The sequence below is a fragment of the Tolypothrix sp. VBCCA 56010 genome, assembly GCF_050875635.1.
Classification (GTDB): Bacteria; Cyanobacteriota; Cyanobacteriia; order Cyanobacteriales; family Nostocaceae; genus Hassallia.
On sequence record NZ_JBPAOH010000161.1, the window covers coordinates 1 to 17,887 of the forward strand.

The window sequence follows — 17,887 nt, forward strand, 5'->3', positions numbered from 1 at the left end:
CCCCCCTCTCCCCCTCTCCCCCTCTCCCCATCCCCCCTAACGGATAGTCATCAAAATCAAGTACCATGAACACCGAATCACAACAGCAGCGGGCAATTAGGGCTTTTCAAGAGTTTATAACTACACCTTTAGAAACGCTACTACAACGCCATATAAATAGTAAAAGCGAATCAGCAGCTTTGGCATTATTTCACGAAATCGCTGCTAACGTACCGGCTTACAAGACTTTTTTAGCACAACATAATATAAATCCCGCTTCTATCCAAACTTTTGAGGATTTCCAGAAACTACCTCTCATTACCAAAGAAAATTATATATCGCGTCATCCTTTAACTGATTTGTGTCACTATGGATTACAAGCATGTGACATGATAGCTGCTTCTTCAGGTTCCACAGGTAAACCGACATTTTGGACTCGTTTTTTCACAGATGAACTGCAAATTGCGATCCGCTTTGAGCAGATATTTAATGACAGCTTTCAGGCAGATTCTAAAAGCACTTTAGCTGTGATTTGTTTCACTTTAGGAACCTGGGTAGGCGGAATGTTCACAACTAATTGCTGTCGGTATCTTGCCAGCAAAGGTTATCCTATCACAGTAATTACACCTGGTAACAACAAAGAAGAAATCTTGCGAGTTGTGCAGGAACTTGGTTCAGCTTTCGAGCAAGTTGTATTGTTAGGATATCCGCCATTTCTGAAAGATGTAATTGACACTGGTATTGCTCGTGGTGTGGAATGGCAGCAATATCAAGTTAAGCTAGTTATGGCAGGAGAAGTATTTAGTGAAGAATGGCGCAGTTTGGTTGGTGAAAGAATAGGTTCGCAAAATCCCTGCTATGATTCAGCATCACTTTATGGAACTGCGGATGCGGGTGTTTTGGCTAATGAAACACCTTTAAGTATTTGTATTCGCCGTTTTTTGGCAGAAAATCCTGATGCTGCGAAAGCTTTATTTGGGGAATCTCGTTTACCTACTTTGCTACAGTATGACCCGATAAGCCGCTTTTTTGAAGTTGAAAATGGTACGTTGTTCTTTACGGGAGATAATGGTATTCCCTTGGTGCGTTATAACATTTTAGATACTGGTGGGATAATTAGTTATGATGCCATGTTGGAATTTTTGGCTGAGTGGGGATTTAACCCGGTGGAAAAGTTAGAAAATCAGGGTGGAAGGGGAATTAATCAATTACCTTTTGTTTATGTTTTTGGACGTTCTAATTTTACAGTTTCTTACTTTGGGGCGAATATTTATCCAGAAAATGTCACGGTAGGATTAGAGCAATCTGTAATTAAAGAATGGGTGACGGGTAAGTTTGTATTGCAGGTGAAGGAAGATGCAGACAAGAACCGCTTTTTATCTGTGGTTGTGGAGTTGGCGCCTCAGGTGGAAGATAGTGAAGAGAAAACTCAAGCGATCGCCAATTCAATTCTCTCACAATTAAAGCGCCTCAATAGCGAGTTTGCTAACTACGTCCCCCCAGAATATCAAATGCCAAAAGTCATATTAACACCACTTGGCGATCCGGAATATTTCCCCGTTGGCGTGAAGCATCGTTATACACGCAAGTAGCAATTTTCGCAAAAGCTGATGAATAATATTACTCTTGTCAACTCAACCAAAGTCCCCAAGATTGACTTATTACTGTGTGAAATCATCAACTTGCTTGAGCAGAGTTTTCCAAATAGAATTCGCGGTTATTATCTAGAAGGAAGTTATGCTAATTACAGTGCAGTAGCCAGTAGTGATATTGATATGCGTGTTGTCTTTAAAGGCAAACTTGAGGCTGAAGAAAGACAACAATTTGCCCAATATCTCGAATCTTATCAGCAAATGTGTTCTATCGAACTCGGCATCACTCCAGATAGTGAGTCAGCGTTGTTTCGCATTGGTGCTGTCAGATTTCAGAAAGCCTCTTTATTAATGTATGGAGAAGATATCCGCGCTCAAGTTCCGCTAAAGCCGATTGATAGCTTTATTCGCGACAATATGCATTTTCAATACCGATTGTTAGCGCGGATACGTGGTAATCCGGAGGTGTTGAGGTTTCCGTTAGATTATCCCGATCCTGCGGGTGAGTTTTACGGCTACGATCGCCGTCCGATACGCGCTGATGGGATAATTCACTATGGAACCAAAGATTTGGTATTGAATGTTTTATGTCCGGCAACAGCACTAATCGCACTCAAAGCAAAACAGTATGTTGTCAGCAAGCAGGACTGTGTTACACAATACCGTCGCTGGATTAATGATGAGTGGACACCGCTTATAGAGGCAGTATATCAGCAATGTCGTTGTCAGTGGAATTATTTAGTACCGTCAGATGCAGATGATAGAAAGCAACTGCGTAAATTGTGCATTAGCGCTTTATGCTTTGAAAATCACTTTCTCGAACACTATAAAGCATATTTACTTACTGAGTTGCAGCATACTGACGATGCATACAAGCTTTATACAGTCAAGCGACTGGGACAAATTATATATGGCGATCGCCCAAGGCGGGCGCTTCGCCATCGCGCCGTAGTTACAGTTTTGGAAAAGATGAAAAACACTAACAATCAAGAACTTAAGCTGCAAATTGATACTACATTGCAGCACTATTAAGCACGTTAAAAAACCCGTTCAAATGTTAGTTTGGACGGGTTTTTGTTATTCACATCTGAAAACTTATGACATTACAAATCAGGAGGTAAAATAACCTGATCGATCGCATGGATAACACCATTGCTACCTCTGATATCTGCCTTAGTCACCTTAGCTTCATTAACGGTTACGCCAGCTGCTGGATCAACTTTAACATTAATCGCACCGCCTTCAACGCTTTTCACTTCGCCAGATTTCAAATCAGTAGATAAGAATTGACCTTTTACCACATGGTATTGCAAAACCTTCAGCAATACTTCTTTATTTTCTGGCTTCAACAAATCGCGCACCGCATCTTGTGGTAATTTAGCAAATGCCGCATCCGTGGGCGCAAAAATGGTGTAATTATCTTGACCTTGTAAAATATTTGTCAATCCAGCTGCTTTCAAAGCCTTAGTTAAAGTTTTAAAAGAGCCATCCGTTTCCGCTAGCGCTAACAAGGTCTTACCTTGAGTGCTAGAGCTTCCTCCCGGCGGCGGTGTCGTATTTCTGGGTGTACGAGTTGGCGGTGTGGTGGGTGTCTCTGTAGTTCCGGGTGTGGTGGGTGTCTGTGTACTTCCAGGTGTGATGGGTGTCTCTGTAGTTCCAGGTGTGGGTGTTGGGATCGGTGTAGCGTCTGGGGTAGTGGGCGGGGTAGTAGGTGTTACGTTAGGTGTTTGACTAGGTGTAGTGCCACCACCACGGTTATAAGGACGCTCGTTGAAAATACTAGGTCTAGGATTTACACCGCCTCTTTGGTTACTTTGAGATACCGTGTTTTTCGCTGGTGCAGGCTTCTTACCCTGTTTTGCTAAGTCTGGCTCAGTCGGTGTATATTCAGCGTTTACCAAAACACGTTGACCGCGATTATAAGGATCTTCTGAGAAAATACCAGGGTTAGGATTTAGTACCTCATTGGCTCTAGCCGAAAAAATCATTAGGAAACTAGCACCGGTTGCTCCCACTAGTCCTGCGAACTGGGTCAGCAATTTTCTGTTATAATCAACCTTCATAAATTTTGTTTGGCTTTATTTACACGCATTACATAAAGACTTATAACATTTCGCTACCCATAAAATCTAACTAAAGTAGTAAGATTTTTTGTTTAAAATATGCAGTGGTGATAGGATTTCCTTTATCCGGAAATTATTACACTGAAGATTATAAGGTATCGCCTGTACCAAATATAATCGGAATCAAGTAAAGTTTATAACCAGGTTTAATGATAGGCGATCGCCCTCACCGAATTTTCCCCTCGCTTAATATCGCATCACCCAAAGAAAAAGCTAGTATTTAAGATAAAAGACTTTACCAGATAGCAATCTCCACACAAATGAACTTCAAAAAATGGTATATCTGGTATCTTTGTAGCCTTCTATACAAAAAAATGTCTCACTTTCGTTTGTTTTTCTAACAAGCACCACAAAAAAAGCAAAGGAAAAGTGGTGAATAAAAAAGCGATAATTATCTACAATGATGCAAGCCGTTGATGGCGACTAATTAAATATTTTCATGATTTGATGTTTTTAATTGAATGAATAATAGTATTTTTGCCAAAATCGTGCATAAGAGCAAAAAATCAACGTTAGTCTCGATTAGTTTGGTGCAAAATAAATTAATGAATAATGAAAATTTATAGTACTAAAGATACAATTGTAAAAAAGTTGATAAACGCACCGATTACAAGGTAGGGAAGATGCTGGAATTATACCAATTTGAACTATCTCAATACTCAGAGAAAGCACGCCTGCTCCTTGATTATAAAGGATTAGCGTACCGCAAAATTGAAATTACACCTGGAATTGGACAGGTAGACCTCTTCCGGTTGACTGGTCAGCGACAAGTACCAGTGCTGAAAGATGGTAATAGATATATCTCAGATTCTACAGCAATTGCTAAGTATTTAGACTTAGAGTATCCCGATCGCCCACTGATACCGAAAGATCCAAAGCAACGCGGTTTATGCTTAATGATGGAAGAATGGGCGGATGAGTCGATTGGTATCAAAGGTAGAAAGGCGTTATTTTCGGCGATTAGTCAAGACCAAAATTTCCGCAAGTCTTTATTACCGACTTCCACACCAGATGTATTCAAAACTCTAGTTCAAGGAGTACCAAACGACTTACTAAAAGTTTTGGGTGTTGGAGTAGGTTATACTCCTGATGTGGTACGTAGCGCCATCACCGACTTAAAGCAAGACTTAGAAGCACTTACGCTAATATTGGCAGAGAGTCCTTATTTAGTCGGCGACCAACCTACTTTAGCAGACTTTGCCGTGGCAGGATTGTCGATTTTGCTGAAGTTTCCCGATGGTCCCTATCTGGATTTACCAGTCAGCCTCAGAGGTAAAGGTGTCCCAGAATTAGCAGATAATCCCCTTTACGAACCATTCTTCAGTTGGCGCGATCGCCTTTACAGTCAATATCGCATACCAATACTACCTACTACTACCACAGGTAGCGCTCCAACTTCAATTCAAATTGATTAAGAGTTAGTGAATAGGTGTTAGTTGTTAGTTGTTAGGAGTTAGTTGTTAGGAGGAGCGTGGTAAGTGGTTAAGAGTTAGGAGTTAGTAGTACTTTTCGACAACCAACAACGAACAACCCTTCGGGTTCACCACTTGCTACAACGGGGGGAACCCCACGCCAGGTGCCGAGGGCGTTCGTGACCTCCGCACAGCACTGGCTCGGCAACGCAGTGGTTCACCAACAACTATCCACGATCCACTAACAACCAACAACTATCCACTATCCACTATCCACTATCCACTAACAAATAAGATATGAATTTGGGACAACCGTTAGGTTCAGTAATAGAAGGTTCTCTCACAGCAGGATTAGAAGTAAGATTACACCCGGATATTTCGGTTGAAGATATGCGGGTGGGTAAGTTTTTAGTCGTGCAAGGGATGCGATCGCGTTTTTTCTGTATGCTGACAGATGTAGCACTAGGAACTGCTAACCAAAGAATTATTGCTAATCCTCCAAGTTGGGATGACACTTTTTTAAGAGAAGTTTTAGGTGGAAGTGGTACTTACGGAACTATCAACCTCTCACCGATGTTGATGTTCACTCCGGAAAATAACGAATCTTATTCAGCCACAAATGGCAAATCTGTTAATCCCTTTGTACCATCGGCAACCGGTTTAGCATCTTTTCAACCGCAAACCAGCACGACGATGGAATTGTTACCAGTTAAAACTATTCCCAGTCACTTTAGCCAAGTTTACGAAGCAAATGAAGACGATTTTCGCCGAGTATTTGGTTGGGAAGATGACCCGCAAAGAAAAAATTTCTCCATCGGTAAACCGTTGGATATGGATGTGCCGGTTTGCATCGATTTAAATCGTTTTGTTGAACGCAGTAATGGCGTTTTTGGTAAATCTGGTACTGGAAAATCCTTTTTAACACGCTTACTTTTAGCTGGTGTAATTCGGAAAAACGCAGCAGTTAATTTAATTTTTGATATGCATTCCGAGTATGGTTGGGAAGCGGTAGCGGAAGGGAAAAATGTTAATACTGTTAAAGGTTTAAAACAGTTATTTCCAAGTCTTGTTGAAGTTTACACTCTTGACCCAGAATCTACAAAACGTCGGGGTGTGCGCGATGCACAAGAACTATATCTAAGTTACGACCAAATCGATGTCGAAGATATTAAGTTATGCAGTCGGGATTTAGGACTGTCGGATGCAGCATTAGATAATGCCAATATTTTGTTCTCAGAATTCGGGAAATCTTGGATTATCCAATTACTGAACATGACGAATGAAGAAATCGAGATGTTCTGCGATGAAAAGCGAGGACATAAAGGTTCGATTATGGCTTTGCAACGCAAACTTTTGCGAATGGACAGCTTAAAGTATATACGAGCGGCTTGCCCGCAAAACTACATTGATAAGATTTTGCAATCTTTGGAAGCTAGCAAGAATGTTGTGATAGAATTTGGTTCCCAATCCAACATGCTTTCTTACATGTTGGTGACGAACATGATTACCAAACGCATTCACGAGAAGTATGTCAAAAAAGCTGATAAGTTCTTGCAAAGCAAAAATCCATGCGATCGCCCAACGCCATTAATGATTACCATCGAGGAAGCGCACCGCTTTCTTGACCCCGCTATTGTCCAAAGTACCATCTTTGGCACGATCGCCCGCGAGTTGCGGAAATATTTCGTTACACTTCTGGTGGTCGATCAACGTCCTTCAGGCATAGATAATGAAGTTATGTCTCAAATTGGCACTCGCATCACCGCTTTGCTGAATGATGAAAAAGACATCGACGCGATTTTTACTGGAGTCTCTGGTGGTGGTGGTTTGCGATCGGTCTTAGCCAAGTTAGACTCAAAGCAACAAGCTTTAATTTTAGGACACGCCGTCCCCATGCCTGTAGTGGTGCGTACCCGTCCTTACGATTCAACTTTCTATGCCGAAATTGGTGATACCGCTTGGGAAGAAAAGCCAGACGCAGAAGTCTTCGCTGCTGCTGAACTAGCTAAAGCCGATCTTGGGTTTTAAGTTAGGGAATTGGGCATGGGGCATGGGGCATAGGGTATCGGGCATCGGGCTGAGATCGAAATTTGGCTTTATTCCCATTGCCCTTGGGAAAAACCTGTCCAAAATTGGGCAGGCTTCTCCTTCGGAGACGCTTCGCGCTCCCCCAAATGGCGCACAATAATCCACAATTAGCACCCAAAATCTTGGGTATTGGAGCGCCAAATGGTTAGAGCGGATCGCGGCTTAAATTGTTGACGGGCGCCTCTGCCTGCCCAATTTTGGATAACTTTATGAAAGCCCATTGCCCATTGCCCATTGCCCCATTCCCCAATTTCGTAATATTACAATCAATCAGTTCGGTAATCCCGCTAATTTTGGGCACCCGCGAGGGGGGTTTTAGCGTCACTATATAAATAGTAAGGGCACAAAACAATTTATCGCCACTTTTTTGGCAAATAAACATTTTTACACTATAATGGAAAGATTTATCTGACCTACTTTACTATCCGGCTAATTTGTCGTAATATTAAATAAGTAGAACTCATACTGACTTCGTATTTTTACTGTCGCTGCTAGCGAGTGAGGACGAAAAGAAATCAAGGGAAATTTTGAGCGCGTACTTCTAACGACTTAAAGATTTAGGGAGGATAGGGAAACCTATCTCAAGGAAGCACCGTCTTGACAAAACCTGTACTAATATGATTGTCTTCGGTAGTTCATAATGTGGTGAGATCAAAACACAATCTTTCCCCATCCGCCCTAGTAATAAATATTCATTGTGTTTACGGACAAGAGGACAACGCACCAATGCCTACTGTTACTACCCAAACTGAAAACACTAACACCAAATTCACGGCTGATATGGTGCGAACCTATCTGCGCGAGATTGGTCGTGTACCACTGCTAACCCGTGACCAAGAAATCATCTTTGGGAAGCAGGTGCAACACATGATGAAGTTAGTGGAAGCTAAAGAAGCTTTAGAAAAGAAACTGCACCGCGAAATCAGCTTAGAAGAGTGGGCAAGCGATGTTAATTTGCCTTCATCGGAGGTTACACAGCTTGTGCATCAAGGTAAGCGGGCAAAGCAAAAGATGATTGAAGCGAATTTGCGCTTAGTCGTCGCTATTGCCAAGAAGTACCAAAAGCGAAATATGGAGTTTCTGGATTTGATCCAAGAAGGAACTCTCGGACTAGAGCGAGGTGTAGAGAAGTTTGACCCGACACGGGGTTATAAGTTCTCAACCTACGCTTACTGGTGGATTCGTCAAGCGATTACGCGGGCGATCGCTCAACAAGGTCGGACAATTCGCTTACCGATCCACATCACCGAGAAGCTGAACAAAATCAAAAAAGTACAGCGCGAACTAGCTCAAAAATTTGGGCGATCGCCATCCCCGGCAGAAATTGCTAAAGAACTTGAGCTAGAACCGGCTCAAATTCGCGAATACCTGAATATGGCACGTCAGCCAGTTTCTTTGGATGTACGCGTCGGCGACAATCAAGATACTGAGTTGCAAGAAATGCTCGAAGATGATGGTCCATCACCAGAGTATTACATGACCCAAGAATTCTTGCGCCAAGACTTGAACACTCTATTATCTGAACTTACCCCCCAACAGCGAGAAGTTTTAGCTTTGCGCTTTGGTTTAGAAGATGGTAACGAAATGTCTCTGGCGAAAGTTGGCGAACGCTTAAGTCTTAGCCGCGAGCGCGTCCGCCAATTAGAGCATCAAGCCCTTGCTCATCTGCGTCGTCGTCGCGCAAATGTCAAAGAGTACGTTGCTAGCTAGTTATAAGCTTATCGCTTTAGGCGACGCGCCTCCTGAATTCAGGGGGCGATTTTTTTTAGGCTCGTTCCCAGCACGACTGCTGGAAGAGAACGAAAATAAATATTATACCAATTTAAAAAAAGAATGCGGCAGATGGGTAGGGGCACGGCATTGCCGTGCCCCTACGAAGAAATTATGTGTCGCAAACATTATTTAAATTGGTATTATTTAGCAAAATAAAAATATCAAATAAAAATATATTAGCAATTTTCCGAAAACCTCACCCCAGAGAGTGAATTTACTTAGTGAAGTGAAAATCGCTTAAACAATAGTATTTTCTGATTAAAGCGAAAAAAATAGATAAAAACTTTATTTCTGGAAAATGTGTTTTTCCGCACAATATAAATCAAACCTTTGGCAGAGCCTTGATGCCTAAATACTTGGTTACGGTTTAAAGAGGTAGGTGGCAAAGTACGTAATAATTTTTTCACAGGAGGATTTGGGTGGTGCATAATATCAATAAATTTCTTTCCCCTCGCAAATGGACAATTCCCCTCGCTGGCTTAGTCATAACCGCTGGTGTTATCGGCGAACAGGCTAAACCAGTTTTGAGTAAGCAAATAGAAACAGTACAAACATCAACGCTGGTTACGGATTCGCAAGTTTCCAGAAACGAATTGCAACAAAGACAAATCCAGGCTAACGCTAGTCTCGGAACAGACAATGACGATAAAGTTTCTTCACCTGGAACTACCGCACAACTTACCAAATCTCAAAAAGCAACAAAAAACGCTGGGGTTGTCACTACGAAGTTTCCCAAACAAGATGGCGTTTATCTCTATGGTCAATCTCCACAACCAAACCAACTTGGGCAAGGATATATTGTATTTGAGAAGCGCCAAAATCAGGTGATGGGCGCGTTGTATATGCCCAGTTCTGAGTTTAGTTGTTTTCAGGGCAATGTTGACTCAACAGGAGAATTGGCGATGACGGTGACTGCCCCAGGTGAAGGTGGTCTAGAAGAGGTAGCGACGGCAAATAGACTACCGAAACTAGATGCAGATCAGCCAATGACTTATGCCTACTCAGTGGCACTACAAGACTATCATAAATTAAATACTGTCAGTGATAATGATCGCCAAATTTTGCAGATGTGCAATCAAGCTTCAGATGGTGGATATCGAAAGTGAGTCAAATAATGAGCGTTGCTGAATGATGAACGATGAATAATGAGTTTTGGCAAAGTGCGATCGTTCATCATTGAACAAATTAAAACTCAATTCCCGCTTGCGCTTTTACGCCTTGATCGCGAAAAGGATGCTTAACTAAAGTCATTTCTGTGACTAAATCGGCTCGTTCAATTAAAGCCGCTGGTGCGCCTCTACCTGTGAGAATAACGTGTTTATCGAGTGGTTTTTGCTGCAAACCTCTTAAAACTTCCTCAACTTGTAAATAACCCATTTTCAGAGCGATATTAATTTCATCTAACAGCACCAGCTTGAAGTCTGGATTGCAAATGTATTCTAATGATTTTTGCCAAGCGTCGTAAGCTTTATCGAGGTCGCGATCGCGGTCTTGAGTTTCCCAGGTAAAGCCTTCGCCCATAGCATGAAATTCTAATTGGTCTTGCCACATACTGAAAACCTTTTTTTCTGAAGGTTCCCAGGCACCTTTGATAAATTGGACGATCGCCACTTTATATCCATGACCAAGCGATCGTAATACCATCCCCAACGCCGCAGTAGTTTTCCCCTTACCGTTGCCGGTATTAACAATAACTAACCCTTTTTCCGGGACAGCATTTGCGATTCGTTGATCTTGGACTTCCTTACGGCGCTGCATCTTTTTACGATACTGCTCATCCGTTAAAGAAGAAGTTATTACTTCATCGATTAAGCGATCAATTTCTGGATCTGAGTTAAATTCTGTTGTGGTATCGGGTTTCATCAATCTGTGTAAATTACTCTCAACAATAAAGGGGAGTGGGGGAGTGGGGGAGTGGGGGAGTGGGGGAGTGGGGGAGTGGGGACGCTTGGACTGGGCAAGAAAATTATTCTTTATTCCTCACCTTTAATCCCTAATCCAAGCGTCCCTAATTTAAGCGTCCCTAATCTTCAATCACTTATAAAATGAACCAAAATTCGGTTGTTTATACCATTTTAATTAAATGGCATTATTGGATACGTCCAGTGAAATTACCCGAAAAAATCTTGATTAGCGTGTTAGCTTTCTTACCATGATTTTCTAGCAAGCAAGCAAAACTATATAATATACAAACTGAATCCTTAACTTTAGACCCTTATTGCTATTTTAAAGAATTTGAGAAATTTATTAAAGCACTTTACGAAGAAAATTTTGTCATTTCCTTTGATTGGACAACTTGGCAGAATGAAGCTCAATGTTTCATCCAACATCCAGAATTGTTAAATTCTGCTGACATTTCCACCTTACAAAAATTATTGACAACCGATGTCCGCAGCTAGTGCGCTTTTATAGCGGTCAACAAGAAGGGTGTAGGGGGTAGGGTGTAGGGTGTAGGGTATGAAGACGGCATTGGTCGAGGCGTATGATTCCTCGACCAATGCAATCGTCCCAGAAGGACAGGGCTTGTGACCCACTGGTTGTTGGGGCTAGTCTTTCCCCACAACGCCACTTGCTTTATGCCGGGAAACCCGTCCACCGCAGTGGCTCCCCCACACCCCACAACGCCACTTGCTTTATGCCGGGAAACCCGTCCACCGCAGTGGCTCCCCCACACCCCGCGCGACGTGTCGCCGGACAGAATACTCTGTCCGGCGAACCGTCGCCCCAACGGGGCTTGGTCATTTGCAAGCAATTCGTGCGGCTATGATTTGAGAAAACAGCAAACCAGGGATAATGACGCAAATAGAAGTGGTTCAAGGTGATATTACTCAGTTGAAAGTTGATGTGATCGTCAATGCAGCGAATGAAGAACTAATGCCTGGTGGGGGTGTGTGCGGTGCAATTCATCGTGCAGCTGGTGCAGGACTTTGGGAAGAATGCCGTAAGCTGGGAGGGTGTGAAACTGGCGAAGCTAAAATCACAAAAGGTTATAACCTCCTAGCTAAATGGGTAATTCACACCGTTGGTCCAGTATGGGAGAGTGGGAATTATGGCGAGGATGAGTTATTAGCCAGTTGTTACCGTCAGAGTTTAGCTCTAGCAGAAGAATATAAGATTGAAAGTATCGCTTTCCCGGCAATTAGCACAGGTGTTTATCGATTTCCGCTCGAACGTGCTAGTAAAATCGCTGTGAGTGAAGTTAACAAGTTTTTAGAGAGCGATCGCTTCATAAAACGAGTGATTTTCGTATGTTTTGGACAAACTGCTTACGATTCGTACTTAAAGGCGATGCAAGAAATTACTCAAAGCTAGTTAACATTACATGGGAGCGTGTTTACTCTGCGGGAGTGCAAAATGTCAAAACAGCTGGGTCAAAAAATCTCACCCACACCGATGTCAACCAATATCAGCGTAGTTGATTTGATTGATAATTACTTTACGGCTTATAACTCGGCGCGTTTGCGGGAAATCTGTCAACTACTGAGTAAAGAAGTCTTAACCGAAGGTGTGACGGTGGGAGTTAGCCTTTCCGGTGCGATGACACCAGCAGGATTCGGGGTTTCTGCGCTAGCACCTTTGATCCGCAACGGCTTTATTGACTGGATGATTAGTACTGGTGCGAATCTTTACCACGACATGCATTATGGTTTGGGTTTTGAACTATTTGCAGGTAATCCATTTTTAGATGATGTGAAACTGCGGCAGGAAAGCACCATCCGGATTTATGACATTATCTTTGGCTACGATGTGCTGCTAGAAACTGATGCTTTTATCCGCAAGATTTTGCAAGCAGAACCGTTTCAGAAGCGGATGGGAACGGCTGAATTTCATCATTTGCTAGGTAAATATGTCCGGGAAGTTGAAAAGCAATTAGGAGTGCAGCATTCGTGTTTGCTAGCCACAGCTTATGAATGTGGCGTGCCGATTTATACGTCTTCGCCCGGTGATAGTTCAATTGGAATGAACGTGGCGGCTTTGGCGTTGGAAGGTTCTAAGTTGATTTTAGATCCTTCAATTGACGTGAATGAGACAGCAGCGATCGCCTACACTGCACGCGAATCTAAAAGCGAATCTGAAGGCAAAAGTGCCGCCGTAATTCTCGGTGGTGGCAGTCCAAAAAACTTTTTGCTACAAACCCAACCGCAAATTCACGAAGTATTAGGACTAGAAGAACGAGGACACGATTACTTTATCCAGTTTACCGATGCGCGTCCAGATACCGGCGGTTTGTCTGGGGCTACTCCCTCAGAAGCCGTTAGCTGGGGTAAAATTGACCCAGAAGAATTACCCAGCACGATTGTTTGTTACACCGATAGCACGATCGCTTTACCACTAGTAACAGCATACGTGATGAACCAGTGCCAGCCCCGCTCTTTAAAACGACTTTACGACAGACGAGAAGAAATAACCGAGAAACTGCGTCAAGACTATCTTGCAGCCAAAACCCAACCAGTAGATAAAATCCCCGCTGCTGTGGCTGATAGCGCTTCTGGTGAAGCTGCAACTTATCCCTGTGGTAGGTTGATTCCGAATACTCCGTAGTGGAGGAGAGGGAGAGGGGGGGATGGGGAGAGGGGGGGATGGGGGGAGAGGAGGAAAAGAATTGCTCTTTTTGTCCCCGTGTCTCCTTGTCTCCTTGTCTCCTTGTCTCCTTGTCTCCCACTCCTCCACTCCCCCACTCCCCCACTCCCCCACTCCCCCACTCCCCCACTCCCCCACTCCCCCACTCCTCACTTCCTCCCAATCAACAAATAAGTTGTCATTTTCCCTTTACCTTTGACTTCGATTTCACCGCGCTTTTCAAACAAAAATTCATTACGCAAGTGTTGATAAGTGGTTTCTGATACTTGAATTTTGTTGGTAAAACCTTGGGATTCCATGCGGCTGGCGATGTTTACGGTGTCTCCCCATTCGGTAGTCAATTTTTTGATACCTATTATTGCGGGAACTACGGAACCGCTATGGATGCCGATACGAATGGAGAAGTTTTGCTGATTTTCGGCATTAAATTGAGCGATCGCACTTTGCATATCGAGTGCCATTAGCGCGATCGCACTAGCATGATCTGCGCGGTGTCTGGGTAAACCACCAACTACCATATAAGCATCGTCAATGGTTTTGATTTTCTCTAAATTATATTGCTCGCTGAGGCGATCGAAATCTGAAAAAATTTGGTTGAGTAACTTTACCAGTTGAATCGCACTCACAGAAGAAGCAATTTCCGTAAAGCCAACGATATCTGCAAATAAAACTGTAACATCAGCAAAGTCTTCGGTGATTGTGCCTGGTTGTTTGAGACGGTTAGCTATTGCTTCTTCTGGCAAAATATTCAGCAACAAGCCTTCAGTTTGTTTCTGTTGATGATGCAGTGCTTCTTCAACTTCTAGTCGCTGGGTGATATTACGAAAAATGCCGCGAGTTGCAACTGGTTTTCCTCTCACCAATTTACAATTTATGTTTCCTTCTACAAAGATTTTTTGACCGTATTTAGTAACGAATGCAGCTGGAAATTGCTCGATTTTTTTTCCTGAGAGGACACGATAAAACATTTGCCGACAAGAAGATTGAAAATCTGGATGTATAATGTCAAATACATTCATTTGAGTAATTTCAGCTTCGCTATATCCGAGAGTTTCTCGCCACGCACGATTGACATACTCAAAACGACCATAAGCATTAACAGACTGAATCAAGTCGTTAGCGTTTTCAAATAAATCTCGATATCTTTCTTCACTTTCTAAAAGAAGCTCACTTGCTTGTTTGTGTTTGAGAAAATGAACAATTTGGCTACTAATAGAAGCCATCATTTGTAGTAAGTCTACATCTTTTGGTTGCACTTCTCGACTGAAGAAAACCATCACGCCTAAAACTTCGCTGTCATCCACAATCGGGAAACCAAATGCGGCGTGCAATGCTGTTGCGACAGCTTTTTGCGTTCGCGAAAAATCAGAACTATGCACAATGTCTCTAGTCCAAAGCGGGGAACGTCTTGCCCAAATTCGACCCGGAAAACCAACACCAAGGGTATATGTAGTTTGCCATGCGATCGCTTTAAATTCTCGAACGCTGATTGTTCGACTCGACCACATTTCCACACACCTGAGTATCGGATTTATTTTATCTTTTTTTTCTCTAGACGCTGATGTGGTTAAATATTCATTTGCTGTCCAAAGTTGCCCTAAATCCCATCCCAAATTTTCACAAATTGCCGGCAAAATTTTTGATATTGCCTGCTTGACGCTTTGAGATTCTGATAAAATGCGGGTTATAGCATATTGTACTGCATGACGCTGTTGTCTGCGCTCTCTAGCAGTAATATCCCGACCAATATAAACAATATCTTCTAAGCCATCTATTTTTTTTTGAATAACTGAACAAGAAAACGCAATTAACAGCTTTTCTCGTTTTTTAGTTCTACAAACTAATTCTATATTTTGAAAATACTTATGATATAATGAATGCTGCGTAATCGCTCTTTGTAGTAAAAAATTATCCTCAATTATTAGAGATATGGGCTGATTTATTAGTTCTTGTTCGCTAAATCCAAATAATTCTTGTGCGGCTCGATTTACTTTTTTTATTTTTCCGCTGTTAGTTGTCACTAAAAAGGCATCTGCCATTGAAGTGATAACTTGATCCATGTAATTTTTGTATGTAACTAACGTATGTAATAATAAATTATATTCATTAACTTTCTGCTTGAGGTTTTGTTGAAAAAATCTTGTTTCGGTAACATCTTCAAGCAAAATAACTAATCTATTATCAGATTGGTTTTCACCTGGTTCGCCAAGAATATATATATTGATATATATATCTGATTTATCTTCAGAAAAGCGTTTAATACTTTCTAATTCAAATAGTTCCTCTTCCCCTTGTAAGATAGAGATGAGAATATCTTCAATCCCAATAAATTCCGGAAAACTTAGCCGGACATCTTTTCCTAGCATTACCTCTTCAGGGCGATCGGCAAATCGTTGAACTTGCTCGGATGTATCTATAATGCAGAAGTTCTCATCAAGTTCCAAGCGTTCAAATTTGCGTAAAGATAAAGCTTTGTTAAAAATCCGGTCTAGTACCTGGTATTTCATTGTGGTGTGGGAATAGTTATTCAGGCATCATGAGAGGGGCACAGCAAATCAACAGACACTTGAGATGATTAACTCCGTGTTTTCACACTCCACAACGCCACTCGCTTTAACTGAGGTTCCTTCGGAAGTTGGATGTTTGAGACATACATCCTCGTTCGCATAAGGATTAGGAGCGCGTGCTGGCTCCTCAGCACCCAAAATTCAGCACCACTGATAATTTTATAAACTAGTTTTTCAAAAATTTGGTGAATACACAAGCCCATCAAGGTAGAAATTGGAGATTTGCTGCTTGCCTTTTAATTAGTGATGTGCCTGAAAGAGCAATTTTTCAGATAATCAGCATATTCTAGGGATGCGATCGCATTGCCTTTTTATTAGCGTTGCCTATGAGCATCTCATTGAAAAAAGTATTAAATTATACTAATTGACTTTATCTGAAAATCTTCTCCTCCGATTGATCTTGGTTTAGCAGCTTACATAAGTAACTTAAGACGAAATTGATGAATTGCCATCCTATATCTATTTATCCGGAACCGGAATCAAGGATGTGTAGCCTATTATGTAATTATACTGCCGTTAACAGCGTCATCCTATGCCAGTCATCACCATTCGGGAAACACAGAGAACAGAAACTGGATTTGATGCTGTCTTGATTTTTGAGGGGGGAGAATACTTAATTACAATCACTGACCCCTTCACCCCGCAAGAAGAAAAGCTTTTAGAGTGGTATTTTGAAGACTGGATAACTTTTCCTTTCACTGACATTACCCTGGCTGAAGCAGCGGCGGTAAGTGTACAAACCTACGGCGTAAGGTTATTTCAGCAAGTTTTTGGGCAGAATCAAGCTTATAGTGAATATCGGCAACTGCGGCGGGATTTGTCGGAACTATCAATTGAAATTGTTGGTAAAACGCCTGAATTTCATGCTTTGCATTGGGAAGCGTTGCATGACCCGGAGTTAACGCGATCGCTTGCGGTAGACTGTGTGATGGTGCGAAAAAGTGTCAAACCTGCACCGATCTCAGCAAACGTTGAACCTTCGCCCTTAATTAACCTGCTGGTAGTAATCGCCCGACCGGATGAAGAGAAAGACGTAGGTTATCGTACCATTTCCCGACCTTTAATAGAAGCAGTTCAAAATAGCCAGTTGCGGGTAAATGTCGAGTTACTGCGTCCCGGCACTTATGAAGCATTATCCAGGCATTTGGAAGAAAAAGGCGCAGGCTATTACCATGTGATTCACCTAGATATGCATGGTGCATTGATGACTTATGAACAATTGCAGCAGCCCAAGCAGCCAAATCGCTATTTGTACAAAGGGCGCTATGGACGGGATGATTTCGCTCAATTTGACGGCGTAAAGGCGTTTTTATCCTTTGAGGGAGAGACTCAGGGCAAAGTTGACCTGGTGGAGGCGTCGGAGTTAGCAGGGTTGCTGACGGGGAAGGGAATTCCGGTGTGTATTTTGAATGCTTGTCAGTCGGGGAAGCAGGTGAAGGGAGGGGAGACAGGGGGACAGGGGGACAGGGGGGACAAGGGGGCGAAAGAAGATTCGCGTGAGACTAGTTTGGGTAGCCGCTTGATGAGTGCGGGGATGCAGATGGTGGTGGCAATGGGGTATAGCGTGACTGTCTCGGCTGCCAAGTTGATGATGAAAGAGATTTATACCCATCTGTTTGATAATAAGGGTATGACGGAGGCGATACGGCTAGGTAGGCGGGAATTGTTTAGAGGATGTCTGAGAAGTTTTAGATAGGTGATTTTAATTACGCAAGTTGCTTTAGCATCAAACGAATCATGGCAACATAAATAAATGCTTCAGTCGTCTCAGG

15 protein-coding genes and 1 pseudogene are annotated in these 17,887 nt (G+C 42.5%); 11 read left to right on the forward strand and 5 right to left on the reverse strand.

Annotated elements, in window-relative coordinates; genetic code table 11:
- The first annotated feature begins 65 nt into the window (after positions 1-65).
- Both AABK37_RS34355 and AABK37_RS34360 read left to right on the forward strand, forming a co-directional pair.
- On the forward strand, positions 66-1,571 hold the full coding sequence (locus AABK37_RS34355; protein ID WP_432555948.1) for a phenylacetate--CoA ligase family protein: 1,506 nt from the start codon (positions 66-68) through the stop codon (positions 1,569-1,571).
- 18 nt (positions 1,572-1,589) lie between these two features.
- The gene (locus AABK37_RS34360; RefSeq protein WP_432555949.1) at positions 1,590-2,603 is read left to right on the forward strand and encodes a nucleotidyltransferase domain-containing protein; all 1,014 of its coding nucleotides are present in this window, start codon (positions 1,590-1,592) and stop codon (positions 2,601-2,603) included.
- 71 nt (positions 2,604-2,674) lie between these two features.
- Here AABK37_RS34360 and AABK37_RS34365 read toward each other — a convergent pair whose 3' ends face one another.
- Positions 2,675-3,634: a fasciclin domain-containing protein gene (locus AABK37_RS34365; RefSeq protein ID WP_432555950.1), complete on the reverse strand. Its 960-nt coding sequence runs from the start codon at positions 3,632-3,634 to the stop codon at positions 2,675-2,677.
- Positions 3,635-4,317: 683 nt separating this feature from the next.
- Here AABK37_RS34365 and AABK37_RS34370 point away from each other — a divergent pair.
- On the forward strand, positions 4,318-5,109 hold the full coding sequence (locus tag AABK37_RS34370) for a glutathione S-transferase family protein (protein ID WP_432555951.1): 792 nt from the start codon (positions 4,318-4,320) through the stop codon (positions 5,107-5,109).
- Between the two features lie 294 nt (positions 5,110-5,403).
- Positions 5,404-7,134: a helicase HerA domain-containing protein gene (locus tag AABK37_RS34375; protein ID WP_432555952.1), complete on the forward strand. Its 1,731-nt coding sequence runs from the start codon at positions 5,404-5,406 to the stop codon at positions 7,132-7,134.
- Here the strand turns inward: AABK37_RS34375 and AABK37_RS34380 are convergent.
- A complete protein-coding gene (locus AABK37_RS34380) occupies positions 7,108-7,299 on the reverse strand; it encodes a hypothetical protein (RefSeq protein ID WP_432555953.1) in 192 nt (63 codons plus the stop codon). The genes AABK37_RS34375 and AABK37_RS34380 overlap by 27 nt on opposite strands.
- A 621-nt stretch (positions 7,300-7,920) precedes the next feature.
- On the opposite strand from AABK37_RS34380, the gene AABK37_RS34385 reads away from it, so the two are divergent.
- Entirely contained in the window at positions 7,921-8,904 is a 984-nt protein-coding gene (locus AABK37_RS34385) for an RNA polymerase sigma factor, RpoD/SigA family (protein ID WP_432555961.1), read from the forward strand.
- Between the two features lie 485 nt (positions 8,905-9,389).
- On the forward strand, positions 9,390-10,073 hold the full coding sequence (locus AABK37_RS34390; RefSeq protein ID WP_432555954.1) for a hypothetical protein: 684 nt from the start codon (positions 9,390-9,392) through the stop codon (positions 10,071-10,073).
- A 79-nt stretch (positions 10,074-10,152) separates the two neighbouring features.
- Here the strand turns inward: AABK37_RS34390 and cobO are convergent, their stop codons facing one another.
- Positions 10,153-10,830 carry a cob(I)yrinic acid a,c-diamide adenosyltransferase gene (gene cobO / locus AABK37_RS34395; RefSeq protein ID WP_432555955.1) on the reverse strand — a complete coding sequence of 226 codons (678 nt, stop codon included), beginning with the start codon at positions 10,828-10,830 and terminating at the stop codon, positions 10,153-10,155.
- A gap of 323 nt (positions 10,831-11,153) precedes the next feature.
- Here cobO and AABK37_RS34400 point away from each other — a divergent pair, with 323 nt between their 5' ends.
- The 4 genes from AABK37_RS34400 (at position 11,154) to AABK37_RS34415 (ending at position 13,509) form a co-directional block, all read left to right on the forward strand.
- Entirely contained in the window at positions 11,154-11,366 is a 213-nt protein-coding gene (locus tag AABK37_RS34400; protein WP_432555962.1) for a DUF6508 domain-containing protein, read from the forward strand.
- Positions 11,367-11,464: 98 nt separating this feature from the next.
- Positions 11,465-11,734: a hypothetical protein gene (locus tag AABK37_RS34405; protein ID WP_432555956.1), complete on the forward strand. Its 270-nt coding sequence runs from the start codon at positions 11,465-11,467 to the stop codon at positions 11,732-11,734.
- Positions 11,735-11,760: 26 nt separating this feature from the next.
- Positions 11,761-12,279 carry an O-acetyl-ADP-ribose deacetylase gene (locus AABK37_RS34410; RefSeq protein ID WP_432555957.1) on the forward strand — a complete coding sequence of 173 codons (519 nt, stop codon included), beginning with the start codon at positions 11,761-11,763 and terminating at the stop codon, positions 12,277-12,279.
- A 42-nt stretch (positions 12,280-12,321) separates the two neighbouring features.
- On the forward strand, positions 12,322-13,509 hold the full coding sequence (locus tag AABK37_RS34415) for a homospermidine biosynthesis protein (RefSeq protein ID WP_432555958.1): 1,188 nt from the start codon (positions 12,322-12,324) through the stop codon (positions 13,507-13,509).
- On the opposite strand, the gene AABK37_RS34420 is transcribed toward AABK37_RS34415, so the two are convergent.
- Positions 13,473-13,694, reverse strand: coding sequence for a hypothetical protein (locus AABK37_RS34420; RefSeq protein WP_432555959.1), 222 nt, complete (start codon positions 13,692-13,694; stop codon positions 13,473-13,475). The genes AABK37_RS34415 and AABK37_RS34420 overlap by 37 nt on opposite strands.
- 3 nt (positions 13,695-13,697) lie before the next feature.
- A complete protein-coding gene (locus AABK37_RS34425) occupies positions 13,698-16,055 on the reverse strand; it encodes an adenylate/guanylate cyclase domain-containing protein (protein ID WP_432555960.1) in 2,358 nt (785 codons plus the stop codon).
- A gap of 592 nt (positions 16,056-16,647) precedes the next feature.
- On the opposite strand from AABK37_RS34425, the pseudogene AABK37_RS34430 reads away from it, so the two are divergent.
- Positions 16,648-17,784 (forward strand): annotated as a pseudogene (locus AABK37_RS34430) (CHAT domain-containing protein); the annotation flags it as partial.
- Between the last annotated feature and the right edge of the window lie 103 nt (positions 17,785-17,887).

What these genes read in the sequence shown, in the direction of transcription:
- AABK37_RS34375 (WP_432555952.1), top strand. Translation starts at nt 5,404, where the DNA reads ATGAATTTGGGACAACCGTTAGGTTCAGTAATAGAAGGTTCTCTCACA.
- AABK37_RS34365 (WP_432555950.1), bottom strand. Translation starts at nt 3,634, where the DNA reads ATGAAGGTTGATTATAACAGAAAATTGCTGACCCAGTTCGCAGGACTA.
- AABK37_RS34415 (WP_432555958.1), top strand. Translation starts at nt 12,322, where the DNA reads ATGTCAAAACAGCTGGGTCAAAAAATCTCACCCACACCGATGTCAACC.
- AABK37_RS34355 (WP_432555948.1), top strand. Translation starts at nt 66, where the DNA reads ATGAACACCGAATCACAACAGCAGCGGGCAATTAGGGCTTTTCAAGAG.
- AABK37_RS34360 (WP_432555949.1), top strand. Translation starts at nt 1,590, where the DNA reads ATGAATAATATTACTCTTGTCAACTCAACCAAAGTCCCCAAGATTGAC.
- AABK37_RS34405 (WP_432555956.1), top strand. Translation starts at nt 11,465, where the DNA reads ATGCAATCGTCCCAGAAGGACAGGGCTTGTGACCCACTGGTTGTTGGG.
- AABK37_RS34385 (WP_432555961.1), top strand. Translation starts at nt 7,921, where the DNA reads ATGCCTACTGTTACTACCCAAACTGAAAACACTAACACCAAATTCACG.
- AABK37_RS34425 (WP_432555960.1), bottom strand. Translation starts at nt 16,055, where the DNA reads ATGAAATACCAGGTACTAGACCGGATTTTTAACAAAGCTTTATCTTTA.
- cobO (WP_432555955.1), bottom strand. Translation starts at nt 10,830, where the DNA reads ATGAAACCCGATACCACAACAGAATTTAACTCAGATCCAGAAATTGAT.
- AABK37_RS34370 (WP_432555951.1), top strand. Translation starts at nt 4,318, where the DNA reads ATGCTGGAATTATACCAATTTGAACTATCTCAATACTCAGAGAAAGCA.
- AABK37_RS34410 (WP_432555957.1), top strand. Translation starts at nt 11,761, where the DNA reads ATGACGCAAATAGAAGTGGTTCAAGGTGATATTACTCAGTTGAAAGTT.